Genomic DNA, 14,836 nt, shown 5'->3' on the forward strand with positions numbered 1-14,836 from the left:
CATCAGGCCAGCGGCGTCACCGTCACGTTGTCCAACACCGGCGCGTAGGCGGAGCGTTGCCCGTAGGCGTTGCGCGACTCCCCGTCGAAGTCCGGGAGTTCGTCGGCGGTGAAGGTGAGGGTGTTGGCGCCCTCCCTGAGGGTGACCGGGACCGACAGGTCGTCGAAGTTGTTGAAGTGGAAGGTGGTCGGGAACAGCACCCGCTTCACCGCCTCCCCGTTGACCGCCAGGTCGACGTGCCTGCACAGCGGGTCGGGGTTGTAGTGCGTCGACGGCGCCTGCTCGCCGTTGGAGTACCGGAAGGTCAGCGCGTGCCGCCCGGCGCGCTCGGCGGTGACGGTGAGCGTGAGCGTGTTCCCCGCACCACCGCCGACCCCGTCGACGGCCTTGCCGCCCGAGGCGTACGGGTAGGCGCCGGTCACCTTGGCGGTCCCGGTCAGCTCCCCCTCCTCCGCCTGGTAGATGACAGCAGGCAGCCGCCCGGTCGAGGCGCTCAACACCAGCCGGTCCACGACGAGTTGCTCCGAGACGGCGGTCACGGTCACCCGGTTCACCCCACCGCCGAGGAAGAGCGGGACGACGCCGTCGCGCAGCTCCCCGACGTCCTCGCCGTCCACCGCGAGCCGCCCCTCCCCGCCACCGAGCAGCTCGACGGCGACTCCGGCCTCGCCCGCGCTCTCGGCGTGCACCCAGAAGGTGACACTGCCGCCCCGGCTCAGGACGACGGCGCCGGGGCCCGAGGCGCCCGGGTTGGTGAAGTCGGTGCGGGCACCCTCACCGAGGGCGGCGAACTCCGCCTCGTACACGGCGACTTCACTGGAGTGCCTCTCGCACAGGCTCAGGTCGAGGCGGTCGATCACCGCGTCGCCCTTGGTGGTGCCGAGATCGGGGTCGTGGGCGGCGAGGGTGAGGGTGTGACGGCCGGCGGTGAGGGTGACGCGCGTGTCGGTGCGGCCCCAGACGGCCCACTGGTAGCCGACGGGCAGGAGCAGTTCGCGGGGCTGCTCGCCGTCCACCCGCAAGTAGACGTTGGTGGGGCCGAGTTCACGGACGAGGTCGGCTTTGTTGTAGGAGTTCGCGTAGATCCGTACGTCGTACTCCCCGTCGGCGGGCACCTCGACGTCGAAACTCAGCACCACATCGGACCCGGTGCGCAGGCCGCCCACGTGATAGCCGCCGGAGGTGGCGAACTTCCCGACATCGGCGGGCGACCCCTCGGGCCCGTTCCTCGTCCACCCCTCCCCGCTGTGCGCCGCGTCCTGCGCCTCGTACGACGCCCGCCACCCGGTCGACGCGGGCAGCAGGGTCGCGCCGCCTCCGCCGGGCGAGAGGGTGAGCCGGTAGGCGGACATCGCGTCGAGACCGGCCAGCGGGAGGACCACCCGGCCGTCGGTGACGGGGAGTTCGGTGTCCAGGAGGCGCAACGGCTGCGCGCTGGCGCCGAGTTGTCCCGTCCAGGGAATCTCCTCCAGCCGGGCGTGGACGGCCGTCCCGAAGACGGCGGGGTCGATGCCGGTGACGGCGATCTCGGCGGCGCCCTCACCACCGCCGAACAGGACGCGGGACTGACGGCGTGCACGGTCGAGGACGGCGACGCCCTGGAGGGTGTACTGGACGTCGGGGTGGGGTGCGGTGACCTGGACGGTGTCGCCGGTGAGGGTGCCGTAGGCGTGCAGCAGCCACCACTGGCCGTTGGCCCGGTTGGCGCCGACCGCCGAGTCGTTGAGGTTCCCGGCGATGTTCCAGTACGCCATGTCGGCGTCGACCTTGGACTCCTCGATCGCGGCGATCCACTGGATCATCTGGCCGGGGACCGAGAGGTGGTAGTTGTGCGCGTACTCGTTGATGTTGACGGGGAGCGGCCCGATGCCCAACTCGCGCTCCAGGGCACGGTACTTGGCGACGGCGCCGCGCACCTCGTCGGGCGAGGAGAGTTCGTGCCAGGTGATCACGTCGGGCACGACGTCCGCGTCCCTGGCGAACTCCAGGAAGCCCCGGACCTCGTCGTAGAGGAGGCAGGTGTTGGGGCCGGCGATCCTCGCCTCGGGGTCCAGCCCCTTGATCAGGGCGTGGACTTCGCGCCAGGCCGTGAAGTAGGCGGCCGGGTCGGTGCGCCAGGAGACGCCGTCGTGGCTGAACTCCCCGTCGCCGAACATGTTGCCTTCGGGCTCGTTGAACGGGACGTACACCAGGTGGGAGCGCGACTCCCCGAGGGTCAGGGCGAGTTCGACCTGCCGGCGGACGCGGTCCTTGAGGTCGGCGAGGCGTTCGGGGCCGGTCGCGCCGGGCCACTCGTAGGGGAAGCCCCGGTAGATGTCGGGGATGTAGACGTAGATTTCCCTGCCGCCCGCCTCGACGAACGACGGGAGGATCTCCAGGGCGTCGGCGCCGGGGTGCTGGACTCCGTCCTGGGCCTTGGTCGACACCGTGCGCAGCGCGATGCCCTCGATGAGGTTGCGACTGGGCACGCCGTCGCCGTACACGCCGTAGAGCGTGCCGCTGGCGCCGCCGTGGAAGGGGCCGGTGCCGGTGGCCAGGTCGACGAGGAGGGTGTCGGGTGCGGGTTCGGTTGACACGGGGTTCCTCCGGAGCGGGGTGGTTCGGCGTGCGGGCGTCTCGGTTGTCCGAGATGTCGAACAATGATCGGTTTCTCGAATTGACCTGGTCGAACGTAAGGAGGGGCGACGGCTCGCGTCAACGGTTGGCCGCACACTTCCACCCGGCGCGTCAGCGATCCACTTCACGCCCCCACATGCACTTCTGCGCTCGCATGCGCGCCGCCCACGGCGGGCATCGCTCTCCTCGTACAGAAAGCGCGCCCCGGTCACAGCATCAAGGCACCGAGACGCCCGACGCACACGACACCGCACAGGGAGGTGCACATGCACGCACCGGCTTCGCTCGGCTGGTTCCTGGTGGCGCTGTGCGCGGCGACAGGGGCCTACTGCCTCCTGCGGATGCGCAGCACCGACGAGAAACAGCGGCAGGCCGCGGGCGGTGAGGCGGTGATGGGCTTCGGGATGGCCGCGATGGCGGTGCCTGCCGGGGTGTTCACCCCGCCGGGGTGGGCGTGGCCGGTGTACCTGACAGTGTTCGGGGCGGCTGCGGCGCACTCGCTGTGGGCAATGCGTTCACCACGTGCGGCGCGCACGGGTGGGCACCATCTGCATCACCTGGTCGGGACGCTGGCGATGGTCTACATGGCTGCGGCCATGGCCCTCTCGCCGCCGCACGTGCACACGCACGGCAGTTCGGGAGTGCCGCTTCTCACGGGCGCCCTCCTCGTCTACTTCACGGCATACGTGCTGACGTCCGGCGCCCGGCTCGTTCCGGTGGGGGTGACCTCGGGCGGGGGCGGCGCCGACAGCGGAGGCTCGGGGTGGGGGGACCGGCCGGAGTTGGCGCGGGCGTGCCGGCTGTCGATGGGGATCGGGATGCTGGCGATGCTGATCACGATGTGAGGCACCACCCGCGGCCCGGCAAGGTGTCACCCATGATGCATCGCCCACGGCCCCGCAAGGTGTCACACATGATGCATCGCCCACGGCCCCGCAAGGTGTCACACATGATGCACCACCCCCCACCTCAATCGTGATCTGCGCCACTTCCCTCCCCGTCCCCGCCTTCCCCCCTGTGTCCCACCTCATAGGCTGCTGCCCATGACGGTCCCCGCGGTCCTGCTCCTGCTCGGTTTCGTGACCGCCGTCGTGGCGCCTCGGCTGCTGGCCCGGGCGGACTGGCCGGACCGGGAACCGGTGGTGGCGTTGTGGGCCTGGCAGTGCGTGGTCGCGGCGGTGCTGCTGTGCTGTGCGCTGTCGATGACGTTGAGTGCGGCGGCGGCGTGGCAGGCGGTGCGCGGTCATGTGTTCGCTCCGGCGCCGCGTGCGGTCGTGGAGGCGTACGCGCTGACGACGACGGGGCCTTGGGCGGCGGCGACGGCGGTGTCGCTGGCGTGTGCCGGGCTGTGGAGCGGGGCGATGCTGGTCCGGGAGGTCGTGCGCGGGCGGCGCAGGCGTAGTGCCCGGCGTGCTGAACTCCGGTCGCGGGTACCGGTGTTGCCGGGTGAGCGGCCGGGGGGTGAGCGGCTCGTGGTGCTGGAGGGGGACCGCCCCGACGCCTGGCTCCTGTCCGGCTCGAAGCCCCAACTCGTCGTCACGACCGCCGCGTTGCGCCGCCTCAAGGGTCACCGGCTCGATGCCGTGCGCGCTCACGAGCAGGGGCACGCTCAGGCGCGGCACGACTGGCTGCTGCACGCGTCCGGCGCGTTGGCGAACGGGTTTCCGCAGGTGCCGGTGTTCGCGGCGTTCCGCGACGAGATGCACCGGCTGGTGGAACTCTCCGCCGACGACATGGCGTCGCGCCGCTTCGGCCGGCTCACCACAGCGCTCGCGCTGGTCGAACTCAACGAGGACAGAGGCGTGTTCGGCCCCGCCCGCACCTCGGACGCACACCTCCCCCGACGGGTCGACCGCCTCCTGACGCCCGCGAACCGCCTCCCCCCGTCCCACCGACTGCGCCTCACCGCGGTGGCGACCCTCGTCCCGGCGATCCCGGTTCTCGTCACCCTGGTCCCGGGACTGCACGCCCTGAGCTGACCCGGACACCACACCCCGAAACACCGACCCCAGCACCAGCACCCCGCCTCCTCACCCCCCTTCCCCCGCCCGCCCCGCCCGCCCCGCTCGCCTCCCCCACCCCCCATCGGCGAGGATCAGCCCATGCACCCCCCACCCCTCGCCTCCCCGCCCCGCCCCCCGGCCCACCCCGCGACCACCCGTGCGGCCCTCCTCCTCGGCACCTCCTTCACCCTCCTCCTCGCCCTGGTATGGGCCCAGTGGGCGCCGCTCATGGACGCCGACGGTGATATGTCACGCACCACACACCGCTGGGCCGTGGACTCCCCGTCGGTCACGCAGGCGTGCCGGATTCTCACGGACTGGGTGTGGGACCCGCTGACGATGCGTCTGCTGCTCGGGGCGGTGGCCGTGGGTCTGGTGGTCCGGTGGCGGGCGTGGCGCACCGCGCTGTGGCTGGCGGTGACCTCGGCGGTGGGGACAGTGGTCCAGCAGGGTCTGAAGAGCGCGGTGGGCCGGGAGCGCCCGGTGTGGCCGGACCCCCTCGACTCCGCGCACTACGCGGCCTTCCCCTCGGGCCACGCCCTCACCGCGACGGTGGCCTTCGGCCTGCTGCTCCACCTGCTGCACGTGCACGGCTGCTCGCGTGCCGTGTGGTGTACGGCGGTCGCGGTCTCGGCCGTGTCCGTGACCGGCGTGGGCCTGACCCGGATCTGGCTGGGCGTGCACTGGCCGACGGACGTGCTCGGCGGCTGGCTGCTGGGCGCGCTGATCGCCGTCGCCGCGATCGAGGCACACTGCCGCCTCCTCGGCGGCGACCCGCGCCGCTGACCCTCGGCTCACGCCTCCCGCGGGCTCTCGACCACCCCCAAGTCACCGCACACCCCCGGGTAGAGTCCCGCGCATGAGCGCAGTGCTGTTCGACTTCTCCGGGACCCTCTTCCGTATCGAGTCCACGGATTCCTGGCTCCGCGCCGTGGCCGGCGACGCCGGACTCGCGTTGTCCGAGGCCGAGTTGGCCAAGTACGCGGGCACCCTGCACGAGGTGGGCGCGCTGCCCGGCGGTACAGGGGACGTGCGGGTGCCGGAGGAGCTGGCGCAGGTGTGGAGCGTGCGGGACGAGAGCGCGCAGGCGCACCGGGCGGCGTACACGGGGCTGTCCCGGCTCGTCCCGCTGCCCGACCCGGCCCTCCATGACGCGCTGTACGAGCGGCACATGGCGCCGGCCGCGTGGACGCCGTACCCGGACGCGGCCGAGGTGCTGGGTGCGCTGCGGGAGCGGGACGTGCGGGTGGGGGTGGTGAGCAACATCGGGTGGGATCTGCGGCCGGTGTTCCGCGCGCACGGTCTGGACCGGTTCGTGGACGCGTACGTCCTGTCGTTCGAACACGGCGTGCAGAAGCCGGAGCCGAAGCTGTTCGCGATCGCCTGTGGTGAGTTGGGGGTCGATCCGCGGGCGGCGGTGATGGTCGGGGACGACCGGCGGGCGGACGGCGGGGCGGCGGCGCTGGGCTGCCGGGTGCACTTCGTGGACCATCTGCCGGTGGCCGAACGGCCGGACGCGCTGCGGCCGTTGCTCCAGTTCGTGAGCTGAGCCGGCCGGCTGTCCTGGTTCGGGCGATCCCCCGCATCACCCGACCCAGGACCTCCGGCCGGCCACACCGCGTCGATTATAGTTGGCTGCCGGCCAGTCAACGCAGGAGTTACAGGATGTCCCCGCGCAGCGCATCGGTCAATGAGGAATTGCGACGGCGTTCCCGGGAGCGGCTGCTGCGGGCGGCGGTGGAGCTGGTGGGCGAGCGCGGGTACGACGCGACGACGCTGGGGGACATCGCGGACCGTGCCGGGTCGGCGCGCGGGCTGGTGTCGTACTACTTTCCGGGAAAGCGCCAGCTCGTGCAGTCGGCCGTGCACCGGCTGATGCACCGAACGTTGCAGGAGGCGCTGGAGTGCGCGCCGTGCACGCAGGACGGCGCGGAGCGGATGGCGCGGGCCATCGACGCGGTGCTGGGGCTGGCCCGGGACCGTACCGTGCTGATGCGCCAGCACATGGCCGGGCTGCTGGACACGGAGGGGTTCGTGCAGTGTCCCGAGCAGCGCCGGCTGGCGGAGCTGCTGCGGGACACCGTCGTACGGCACGGCTCGCTGGACGTGGACGCCGACTATCCGATGCTGCGCTCGCAGCTCATGGGCGCCGTCTACGGGATGGTGCTGCCGAACGTGCCGATGGCGCTGGAGACGCTGCGTACCGAGTTGTTCGCGCGGTACGGGCTGGAGTGGGCGCAGGGGTTCCCGCCGGGCGCCGAAGTGCCAGGCGGGGTGCGTCACCTGGACCTGTCACGCTGTTTCGACACGGATCACCAGCGGAACTCGGATCACGCGCCGGACCCGGATCACCGGCCGAAGTAGTCCGGCTGTGTCTGGACGTTGAGCTCGTCGAGCCGGATCCACTTGGCCGGATCGGTGCGCCGGTCGTCGATCCTGAGGACGTCGAAGCCGTTGCTGATGTCGTTGGAGTAGATGTACCCGTTGTAGTAGTACGCGGACCACGAGCCGCCGCTGGTGAGTGTGGTGGCGTTGTCGGGGCCGCGCTCGAAGTAGGCGATCTCCCTGGGCCGGTCGGAGTCGGTGAACTCCCAGACGGAGACGCCGCCTTGGTACCACGCCTGGACCATGATGTCGCGGCCCGGGACCGGGATCAGCGAGCCGTTGTGGGCGACACAGTTCTCGGTGTCGGCCTGGTGGCGGGGGATCTTGTAGTAGCTGCGGAAGACGAGTTTGCGCTGGTCGCCCTTGCCGACGATGTCGTAGATGCCGTCGGCGCCGCGGTTCGGGCCGGTCTCGGCGTTGCAGGTGGCCGCTCCGCCGCCGCCCAACTCGTCGGTGAACACGACCTTGTTCGCCCGCTGGTTGAAGGTTGCGGAGTGCCAGAACGCGAAGTTGACGTTGTCCTGGACCTGGTCGATGACCTTCGGGTGCTCCGGGTCCTTGATGGAGAACAGGATGCCGTCGCCCATGCACGCGCCGGCCGCGAGGTCCGACTCGGGGAGCACGGTGAGGTCGTGGCAGCCGGTGGTCTTGGAGACACCGGGGTTGGTGGGCGAGCCGGGGTTGCCGCCGCCGTCGGGGCCCTCGCCGGGGAACAGCACGGGGAAGCCGACGACGGCCGCCTTCTCTGGGGCGTGGCGGGGCACCTTGATGACGGAGATGCCGTCGTGCGGGGGCTGGCAGTCGGGGTAGGCGGCGTTCGGGGAGTACGAGGAGACGTAGATGTAGACGTTCCTGCGCTCGGGCACCAGGGTGTGGGTGTGCGAGCCGCAGGCGGTCTCCACGGCGGCCACGTACCTGGGGTTGCGCTTGTCGGTGATGTCGAAGATCTTCATGCCCTCCCAGGACGACTTCTCGGTCGCCGGCTGGGTGGTGCTGTTGCAACTGCTGTCGCTGCGCGAGGAGTCGGTGGACACGAACAGCAGGTTGCCGTCGACGCTGATGTCGTTCTGCGAGCCGGGGCAGAGCACCTGGGACACGGTCCGGGGCTTCTTCGGGTTGCTGATGTCGAAGATGCGGAAGCCGTCGTAGTTCCCCGCGAAGGCGTACTTGCCCTGGAACGCGAGGTCGGAGTTCGTGCCGCGCAGGGCGTCCTTGGGGATGTTCGTCAGGTGCTTGATGTTGTCCGAGTGCACGATCTCGCCGACGCCGGGTATGTCGCCGGCGGCTATCGCCTCGGCGACGTCGGCGCGGGCGCTCTGCGACACCTTCCGCTCCGCGGCGGTCGAGTCCCCGGGGTCGGGGATCGCGAGGGCCGGGGCCGCGGTGAGCAGCGTGGCGAGCAGTCCGGTCACACCCGCCATGACTCCCAGACGTCTGCGCCGCGTTCGGGGGTCTTTCAACAGGGTCACTGTGTCCTCCCTCGTCGCCGTCCCTCTCGGGACGGTTCACGGTCTCCTGAAGTATCGTCCTGGTCATGCCCATACCAACAGATGGCAACAAGCTCGTCACATAACTTTTCGATCATCGGGGCACAGATCCGTGCTAGGACGTTCACAGTCGTTCCAAGTCGCCCTCAACTGGAGGTCGTTGTGCGCTTTCGCCACGCGTCCGTGGTCACCGCCGCCCTGTTGGCGCTCGCCCTGACCGGCTGCGACTCGGGGTCGGACGACGAGCCGAAGGGCGCGCACGGCACGGGGCCCTCGGTGCTGGTGCCGGGGAAGCCGGGTGAGGCGAACCGCACGATGTCCGCCGAGGAGGCCGCCGAGCACCGCGCCCAGGACGACTCGCCCAACGCGGCGGACGTGACGTACGCCCAGATGATGATCGTCCATCACGCCCAGGCGCTGGAGATGACCGAACTGGTGCCGGGCCGCGCGGAGTCGGCGTCCGTGAAGGCGCTCGCGGAGCGGATCTCGGCGGCGCAGAAGCCGGAGATCGCGGTCATGCGGGACTGGCTGACGTCGCACAAGAAGCCCCAGAACCCGCAGGGCCACGCAGGGCACGGAACGATGCCGGGGATGGCGACCGACGCCCAACTGGCCTCGCTGCGGGCGGCGAAGGGCGCGGCGTTCGACCGGCTCTTCCTCACCCTGATGATCACCCACCACGAGGGGGCGATCACCATGGCGACGGAACTCAAGTCGCAGGGGAACAACATCCAGACGGAGGAGATGGCGGACGACGTCGTCGCCCAGCAGACCAGCGAGATCTCCCGGATGCGCGGAATGCTGCGCTAGGGGGCGTCAACCGCCTTGCTCAGCGCTTGACATGACGTGGCGTCAAGTACCCGGCGTCCCGCGCCTGTGCGATCAGCCGCAGTGAACGGCGCCTGCTGTGCCCGGTCGCGTCCATCACCGCGAGGACCGGGTCGAAGCCGTCCTCCTGGGCGGCCCGGTACTCCTCGGCGACGAGTCGGCGCCCCTCGGTGCCGCGCGGCCAGGCGGGCCGAGCCCGGCGCGAACCGGCGTGTTCGGGCTCCTCGGCCTCCTCGCCGCCGCACACCTCGTACAGCGGGCCCTCGATCCAGTCGGCGAGGACGGTCAGGTCGATCAGGGACAGCGCGGGCTGGGCGCGGACGTCCTCGATGGAGACGGCGCCGTCCGACGAGGCCGCCAGGACCTCGACCCACGCCCGGTCGGGGAAGGCCAGCCGGACGGTGTACCAGGCGGTCGCGCCGGCGCTCTCCCGCACTTCCCACGCGGGCCACACGGACACCTCGGCGTCCTCGGCGGGGCGATCAGAAAGATTAAGAAAAGATGCTTCTAGCACACACGCAACGTAACCGCATCATCACTTTCCATACGAAAAGACACGCACACCGGCTCCCCTCGGCACCCTGCCGGCGCAGCCCGCCGGGTGTCATGCTGAGGGCCTCCCCCGCGTGAGGAGTTCCGCCGTGCTGCGAGTCGCCGTCGTCGGTTCCGGGCCGAGCGGGGTCTACACCGCCCAGTGCCTGGTGGAGCGCGACCCCGAGGTCCGCGTGGATGTCCTGGACCGGCTGCCGTGCCCCTACGGCCTCGTCCGCTACGGCGTCGCCCCGGACCACGAGAAGATCAAGTCCCTCCAGAACAACCTGCGGACGGTCCTGGAGCACGACCGGGTCCGGTTCCTCGGCGGCGTCGAGGTCGGCCCGTCCGGTGTGACGGTCGTACGACTGCGCCGGATGTACGACGCCGTCGTGTACTGCGTCGGCGCGGCGGCCGGCCGGCGGCTCGGGATCGACGGCGAGGAGCTGCCGGGGAGCTGGTCGGCGACCGAGTTCGTGTCCTGGTACAGCGCGCACCCCGACGCCGTCGCGGGCGGATTCCTGACGGGCGTGCGGTCGGCCGTGGTGATCGGGGTGGGGAACGTCGCGGTGGACGTGACGCGCATCCTGGCGCGCGGCGCGGCGGAGCTGAGCCCCACCGACATCCCCCAGTCGGCGCTCGACGCGCTGGCGGGCAGCGGGGTGCGCGAGGTGCACATGGTGGGGCGGCGCGGACCGTCGCAGGCGCGGTTCACGACGAAGGAGTTGCGGGAGCTGGGCTCTCTGTCCGGGGTGGAAGTCGGTGCGGACGCACGGGAGTTGGCGCTCGATCCGGGGTACGGCGCCCCGGCCGGGCTGGCTCCGGCGCAGCGGCGGAACGTGGAGGCGCTGCAAGGGTGGGCGCGGCCTCGCACGGGCACCGAGGGGCGTCACATCAGGCTGCGGTTCTTCCTGCGGCCGGTCGCTCTGGTGCCCGGTGAGCGGGGGCGGGTGGCGGCGGTGCGGTTCGAGCGGACCCGGCCGGACGGGCGGGGCGGGGTGGTGGGGACGGGTGAATTCGAGGAGATCCGGGCCGAGTTGGTGCTGCGGTCGGTCGGGTATCGGGGGGTGCCGCCGGCGGGGCTGCCGTTCGACGACGCGCTCGGCACGGTGCCGCATACGGCCGGGCGGGTGCTGCGGGACGGGGCGGTGTCGCCGGGCGAGTACGTCGCCGGGTGGATCAAGCGGGGGCCGACGGGGGTGATCGGGACGAACCGGCCGTGCGCGAAGGAGACGGTGACGTCACTCCTCGCGGATATGACTGATCGTCAACTGCCGGATCCGCTGCCGTCGTTGCTGGCCGGCGGGGTGGAGCCGGTCGGGTGGGAGGGGTGGCGGGCGATCGAGCGGGCGGAGGCGGCGTGGGGGGCGTCGCTGGGGCGGGGTGTGGTGAAACTGCCGGACTGGGCGGCGCTGCGGGCGGCGGCCGGCCGTACCGCCTGATCGGAGCCGACCGCGGGGATACACGGCGGCAACACCCCGGACATCAACATTTTGTTCAACCGTTTTACGGTCACGTGCTGTCGTTTTCCGTCCCCTTCCGCTCAGGAGTGCACATGACCGTCCATCCCGTCGACGAGGTGCCGCCGATACGCCACCTCGCCGCCTTCGGCCTCCAGCACGTCCTCGCGATGTACGCGGGCGCGGTGGCCGTCCCGCTGATCGTCGGTGGGGCGATGAAGCTGTCGGCGGCCGATCTGGCGTACCTGATCACCGCCGATCTGCTGGTGTGCGGGATCGCGACGCTCATCCAGTGCGTGGGGCTGCGGTGGTTCGGGGTGCGGCTGCCGGTCATGCAGGGCTGTACGTTCGCGGCGGTGTCGCCGATGGTGCTGATCGGGACGACGGGTGGTGGACTGCCCGCGATCTACGGGTCGGTGATCGTGGCGGGGCTCGCGATCATGCTGCTGGCACCGGTGTTCGGGAAGCTGCTGCGGTTCTTCCCGCCGCTGGTCACCGGGACGGTGATCCTCGTCATCGGCCTGTCGCTGCTGCCGGTCGCGGGCAACTGGGCTGCGGGCGGGGTGGGTTCGGCGGACTTCGGGGCGCCGAAGAACGTCGGGCTCGCCGCGTTCGTCCTCGCCGTCGTGCTGGCCGTGCAGCGGTTCGGGCCGCCGTTCCTGTCCCGGATCGCGGTGCTCGCCGGGATCGTCGTGGGGCTCGCGGTGGCGATTCCCTTCGGGTTCACGGACTTTAGCGGGGTCGGGGACGCCGACTGGGTGGGGATCAGTACGCCGTTCCACTTCGGGGCGCCCGTGTTCGAGGCGTCGGCGGTCATCTCGATGCTGGTCGTGGCGCTGGTGACGATGACCGAGACGACCGGTGACCTGATCGCGGTCGGCGAGCTCACCGGCCGTGAGGTGAAGGAGAGTTCACTCGCGGACGGGCTGCGCGCGGACGGCCTGTCGACCGTGCTCGGCGGGGTGTTCAACACGTTCCCGTACACGGCGTACGCGCAGAACGTGGGGCTCGTCGGGATGACGCGGGTGCGCAGCCGGTGGGTCGTCGCGGCGGCGGGCGGCATCCTCGTCGTCCTCGGGCTGCTGCCGAAGCTCGGCGCGGTGGTCGCGGCGGTGCCGGCGCCCGTGCTGGGCGGGGCGGGGCTCGTGATGTTCGGGACGGTCGCGGCGAGCGGCCTCAGAACCCTTGCGGGCGTGGACTTCCGGGACAACCACAACCTGACGGTCGTCTCCGTGTCGGTCGCGGTCGGCCTGCTGCCGGTCGGGGTGCCCACGGTCTACGCGAAGTTCCCCGACTGGTTCCAGACGGTGATGAACAGCGGCATCAGCGCGGGCTGCCTCACCGCGATCGTCCTCAATCTCCTCTTCAACCACCTGCCCCGCAGGGCGAGTTCACCGGTGGCCGCACCGTCGGACGGGTGATGCCGGGGCGCCCTGCGACAGGCACCCCGGCCTTCGACCACGGTCAGGCGAGACCGAAGAAGGTGAGGACGCGGGCGCCCATGCCGTTGGCGTAGACGCCGTGGCCGGTGCGGACGCTGATCGCCTCGACGGGGGCGCGGTCACCGGTGGAGCCGTAGCGCGTGCGGGTCCAGCCGTTCGGCGAGTCCGTGTAGGACGGGGTCTGGGACAGGCCGTGGACGTTGGTCCACTGCTTGATCTCCTCGCCGAAGTTGGGGTAGCGCAGGGTGTCGTCCTGGGTGCCGTGCCACACCTGCATGCGCGGCCGGGGTCCGTTGTAGCCGGGGTAGGCGCCACGCACGAGGTCGCCCCACGCCTGCGGGGTGCGGATGATCCGGCCGCCCGCGCAGTCACTGTTCCACTCGGAGCCGTTCGTGGTGGCGAAGCACGCGAAGGGGACGCCCGCGAAGGCGGCGCCGGCCGCGAAGACGTCGGGGTAGTCGCCGAGCATGACGTTCGTCATCATCGCGCCGGACGACATCCCCGTCACGAAGATCTTGCCCTTGTCGGCCGCGTAGTTGGAGACCGTCCAGTCGACCATCGACTTGATGCCGACGGGGTCGCTGCCCCCGCCACGCCTGAGGGCCTGCGGGGAGGAGACGTCCCAGCACTTGCTGGCGCGGGTCACCGACGGGTACACGACGACGAAGCCGTACCGGTCCGCGAGGGACTTGTACTCGCTGCCGTTGTAGATGTCGGTCGCGGAGCCGCCGCACCAGTGCACGGCGACGATGACCGCCGGGTGGGCGCCGACATTGGCCGGCGCGTACACCCACATGCGGAGGTTGCTGGGGTTCGCGCCGAAGCCGGTGACCTCGGTGAAGCGCGCGGGCGGTACGGGGGCGGCGGAGGCCGGCGGCGGGGCGAGGAAGAGCGCCGTCAGCAGGACGACGAGCGCGGCGAGTGCCGAACGCAGCATCGTGCGTGGGGGGTTGGGGGTGGACACGGGTCGGTCCCTTCTGTTCGCGGCTCGGGGACGAATCAGGGGAGGTGCGGTGGGAGACCGGAGGTGACTCGTTCGCATGGTGGCATGTACACGCACCCCATGGAAGCGCTCCCACGCTTGTTTCGGGACTTTCGGAGCCGGTCTAGACCTCCCCCGCGAACTCCTCCCGGTACGCCGCATAAGCCGCGCGCAGCGCCTCGCCGGGCCAGTCCGGCGGCAGGAGTTCGGGCGGGAGGACGGGGTCGGAGAGGAGATGGCGGACCACGGCCGCGTGGGCGGTGAGGCGGGCGGCCGGAGTGGCGGCCCGGACGGTGTGGCGCAGGAGGGACTCACCGGTGGCCTTCCACGCCGTCAACGGCCAGAGCGTGGCGGCCAGTTCGCGGGGCGGGGTGCTCGGGCGGGTGGTGAAGTGGTGGGCGACGCCCAGGAGTCGGGGCGGCCAGGGGCGCGGCAGGGTCGCCGGGCGCAGCCAGACGCCCTCGCGGAGTTCGGCGAGCCGCAGGGACGCCAACTCGGCGCGGAGTTCCGCGCGTTCGGCGGCCGGGCGGCCCGTCGCCGTGATGACGGCCATCTCCCAGTCGCCGGTCCAGGGGCGGGTCTCGGGGTGCAGCGCGGCGTCCTGGCGCCGACGGCGTTCGAGGAGGCGGTCGCTGAGGCCGTAGACGGCGTCCACGCAGCGGAGATCCCCGGCGGCGGCCATCCGGCTGAGGGCGGCCCGCAGGGTGGACCCGCCGACGCCGAACGGCTCGACGAGGCGGACGAGTTCCCGCACCGGCAGTCCGGGCGGCTCCGCGCCGAGCAGCAGGCTCAGGACGACCGACCGCGCGGACAACGGCCGCAGCCCCGCCTCGACCGGCACCGTCTCTGTCACGTCCCTGCGCATAGGCCCGCACCCTACCCGTGTTGCACCATTGCTACAGCCGCAGCAGAGGCGCAACATGGAGCCATGGCCCCGACACCCGCGCCCTCCACCACCCACGACGTCACCAACCAGCCCCCGCCCCTCGCCCCCTACGACGCCTCCGCCGACCCCGCCCTCCTGGAGGGCCTCCACCGCGAGGGCGCCGGCTGGGCCGTGTCGGCGCCCTTCTCGGGGAGCAGGGCGTCCAGGGCGTACCCG

General features: G+C 71.5%; 12 protein-coding genes and 1 pseudogene. 8 read left to right on the top strand and 5 right to left on the bottom strand.

The window, feature by feature from the left end; all coding sequences use genetic code 11:
- Positions 1–2: 2 nt before the first annotated feature.
- Positions 3–2,576 (bottom strand): carbohydrate-binding protein, encoded by a 2,574-nt coding sequence (locus tag ACVNF4_RS08970; RefSeq protein WP_461802169.1) that lies wholly within the window; start codon positions 2,574–2,576, stop codon positions 3–5.
- Between the two features lie 306 nt (positions 2,577–2,882).
- Between ACVNF4_RS08970 and ACVNF4_RS08975 the strand changes: the two genes are divergently transcribed.
- From ACVNF4_RS08975 to ACVNF4_RS08995, 5 genes are all read left to right on the top strand, one after another.
- Complete coding sequence (locus ACVNF4_RS08975; protein ID WP_461802170.1) at positions 2,883–3,461, top strand: DUF5134 domain-containing protein; 579 nt, start codon at positions 2,883–2,885, stop codon at positions 3,459–3,461.
- 198 nt (positions 3,462–3,659) lie between these two features.
- The gene (locus tag ACVNF4_RS08980) at positions 3,660–4,595 is read left to right on the top strand and encodes a M56 family metallopeptidase (RefSeq protein ID WP_461802171.1); all 936 of its coding nucleotides are present in this window, start codon (positions 3,660–3,662) and stop codon (positions 4,593–4,595) included.
- 123 nt (positions 4,596–4,718) lie between these two features.
- Positions 4,719–5,405: a phosphatase PAP2 family protein gene (locus ACVNF4_RS08985; RefSeq protein ID WP_461802172.1), complete on the top strand. Its 687-nt coding sequence runs from the start codon at positions 4,719–4,721 to the stop codon at positions 5,403–5,405.
- A gap of 73 nt (positions 5,406–5,478) precedes the next feature.
- A complete protein-coding gene (locus ACVNF4_RS08990) occupies positions 5,479–6,168 on the top strand; it encodes an HAD family hydrolase (RefSeq protein ID WP_461802173.1) in 690 nt (229 codons plus the stop codon).
- A 116-nt stretch (positions 6,169–6,284) separates the two neighbouring features.
- Positions 6,285–6,983 carry a TetR/AcrR family transcriptional regulator gene (locus ACVNF4_RS08995; RefSeq protein WP_461802174.1) on the top strand — a complete coding sequence of 233 codons (699 nt, stop codon included), beginning with the start codon at positions 6,285–6,287 and terminating at the stop codon, positions 6,981–6,983.
- Here ACVNF4_RS08995 and ACVNF4_RS09000 read toward each other — a convergent pair.
- Positions 6,968–8,425, bottom strand: a complete 1,458-nt coding sequence (locus ACVNF4_RS09000) for an LVIVD repeat-containing protein (RefSeq protein ID WP_461802175.1) — start codon at positions 8,423–8,425, stop codon at positions 6,968–6,970. The two genes, ACVNF4_RS08995 and ACVNF4_RS09000, sit on opposite strands and share 16 nt — an antisense overlap.
- Before the next feature lie 228 nt (positions 8,426–8,653).
- Between ACVNF4_RS09000 and ACVNF4_RS09005 the strand changes: the two genes are divergently transcribed.
- Positions 8,654–9,301, top strand: coding sequence for a DUF305 domain-containing protein (locus ACVNF4_RS09005; protein WP_461802176.1), 648 nt, complete (start codon positions 8,654–8,656; stop codon positions 9,299–9,301).
- Positions 9,302–9,320: 19 nt separating this feature from the next.
- Here ACVNF4_RS09005 and ACVNF4_RS09010 read toward each other — a convergent pair whose 3' ends face one another.
- On the bottom strand, positions 9,321–9,779 hold the full coding sequence (locus tag ACVNF4_RS09010) for a DUF6214 family protein (protein WP_461802177.1): 459 nt from the start codon (positions 9,777–9,779) through the stop codon (positions 9,321–9,323).
- Positions 9,780–9,960: 181 nt separating this feature from the next.
- Here ACVNF4_RS09010 and ACVNF4_RS09015 point away from each other — a divergent pair, with 181 nt between their 5' ends.
- Together ACVNF4_RS09015 and ACVNF4_RS09020 are read left to right on the top strand one after the other, a co-directional pair.
- Positions 9,961–11,292: an FAD-dependent oxidoreductase gene (locus tag ACVNF4_RS09015; RefSeq protein WP_461802178.1), complete on the top strand. Its 1,332-nt coding sequence runs from the start codon at positions 9,961–9,963 to the stop codon at positions 11,290–11,292.
- 113 nt (positions 11,293–11,405) lie between these two features.
- Positions 11,406–12,731, top strand: a complete 1,326-nt coding sequence (locus ACVNF4_RS09020) for a nucleobase:cation symporter-2 family protein (RefSeq protein WP_461802179.1) — start codon at positions 11,406–11,408, stop codon at positions 12,729–12,731.
- Positions 12,732–12,780: 49 nt separating this feature from the next.
- Here ACVNF4_RS09020 and ACVNF4_RS09025 read toward each other — a convergent pair.
- Positions 12,781–13,689: pseudogene (locus ACVNF4_RS09025) on the bottom strand (extracellular catalytic domain type 1 short-chain-length polyhydroxyalkanoate depolymerase); the annotation flags it as partial.
- Between the two features lie 169 nt (positions 13,690–13,858).
- Entirely contained in the window at positions 13,859–14,599 is a 741-nt protein-coding gene (locus tag ACVNF4_RS09030) for a PaaX family transcriptional regulator C-terminal domain-containing protein (protein ID WP_461802180.1), read from the bottom strand.
- Positions 14,600–14,836 lie beyond the last annotated feature (237 nt).

The organism is Streptomyces sp. S6 (assembly GCF_054880855.1).

Bases quoted from the DNA above. Each gene is read 5' to 3' on its own strand.
- ACVNF4_RS08975 (WP_461802170.1), top strand. From the start codon at position 2,883: ATGCACGCACCGGCTTCGCTCGGCTGGTTCCTGGTGGCGCTGTGCGCG.
- ACVNF4_RS08980 (WP_461802171.1), top strand. From the start codon at position 3,660: ATGACGGTCCCCGCGGTCCTGCTCCTGCTCGGTTTCGTGACCGCCGTC.
- ACVNF4_RS08985 (WP_461802172.1), top strand. From the start codon at position 4,719: ATGCACCCCCCACCCCTCGCCTCCCCGCCCCGCCCCCCGGCCCACCCC.
- ACVNF4_RS08990 (WP_461802173.1), top strand. From the start codon at position 5,479: ATGAGCGCAGTGCTGTTCGACTTCTCCGGGACCCTCTTCCGTATCGAG.
- ACVNF4_RS08995 (WP_461802174.1), top strand. From the start codon at position 6,285: ATGTCCCCGCGCAGCGCATCGGTCAATGAGGAATTGCGACGGCGTTCC.
- ACVNF4_RS09000 (WP_461802175.1), bottom strand. From the start codon at position 8,425: ATGGCGGGTGTGACCGGACTGCTCGCCACGCTGCTCACCGCGGCCCCG.
- ACVNF4_RS09020 (WP_461802179.1), top strand. From the start codon at position 11,406: ATGACCGTCCATCCCGTCGACGAGGTGCCGCCGATACGCCACCTCGCC.
- ACVNF4_RS09030 (WP_461802180.1), bottom strand. From the start codon at position 14,599: ATGCGCAGGGACGTGACAGAGACGGTGCCGGTCGAGGCGGGGCTGCGG.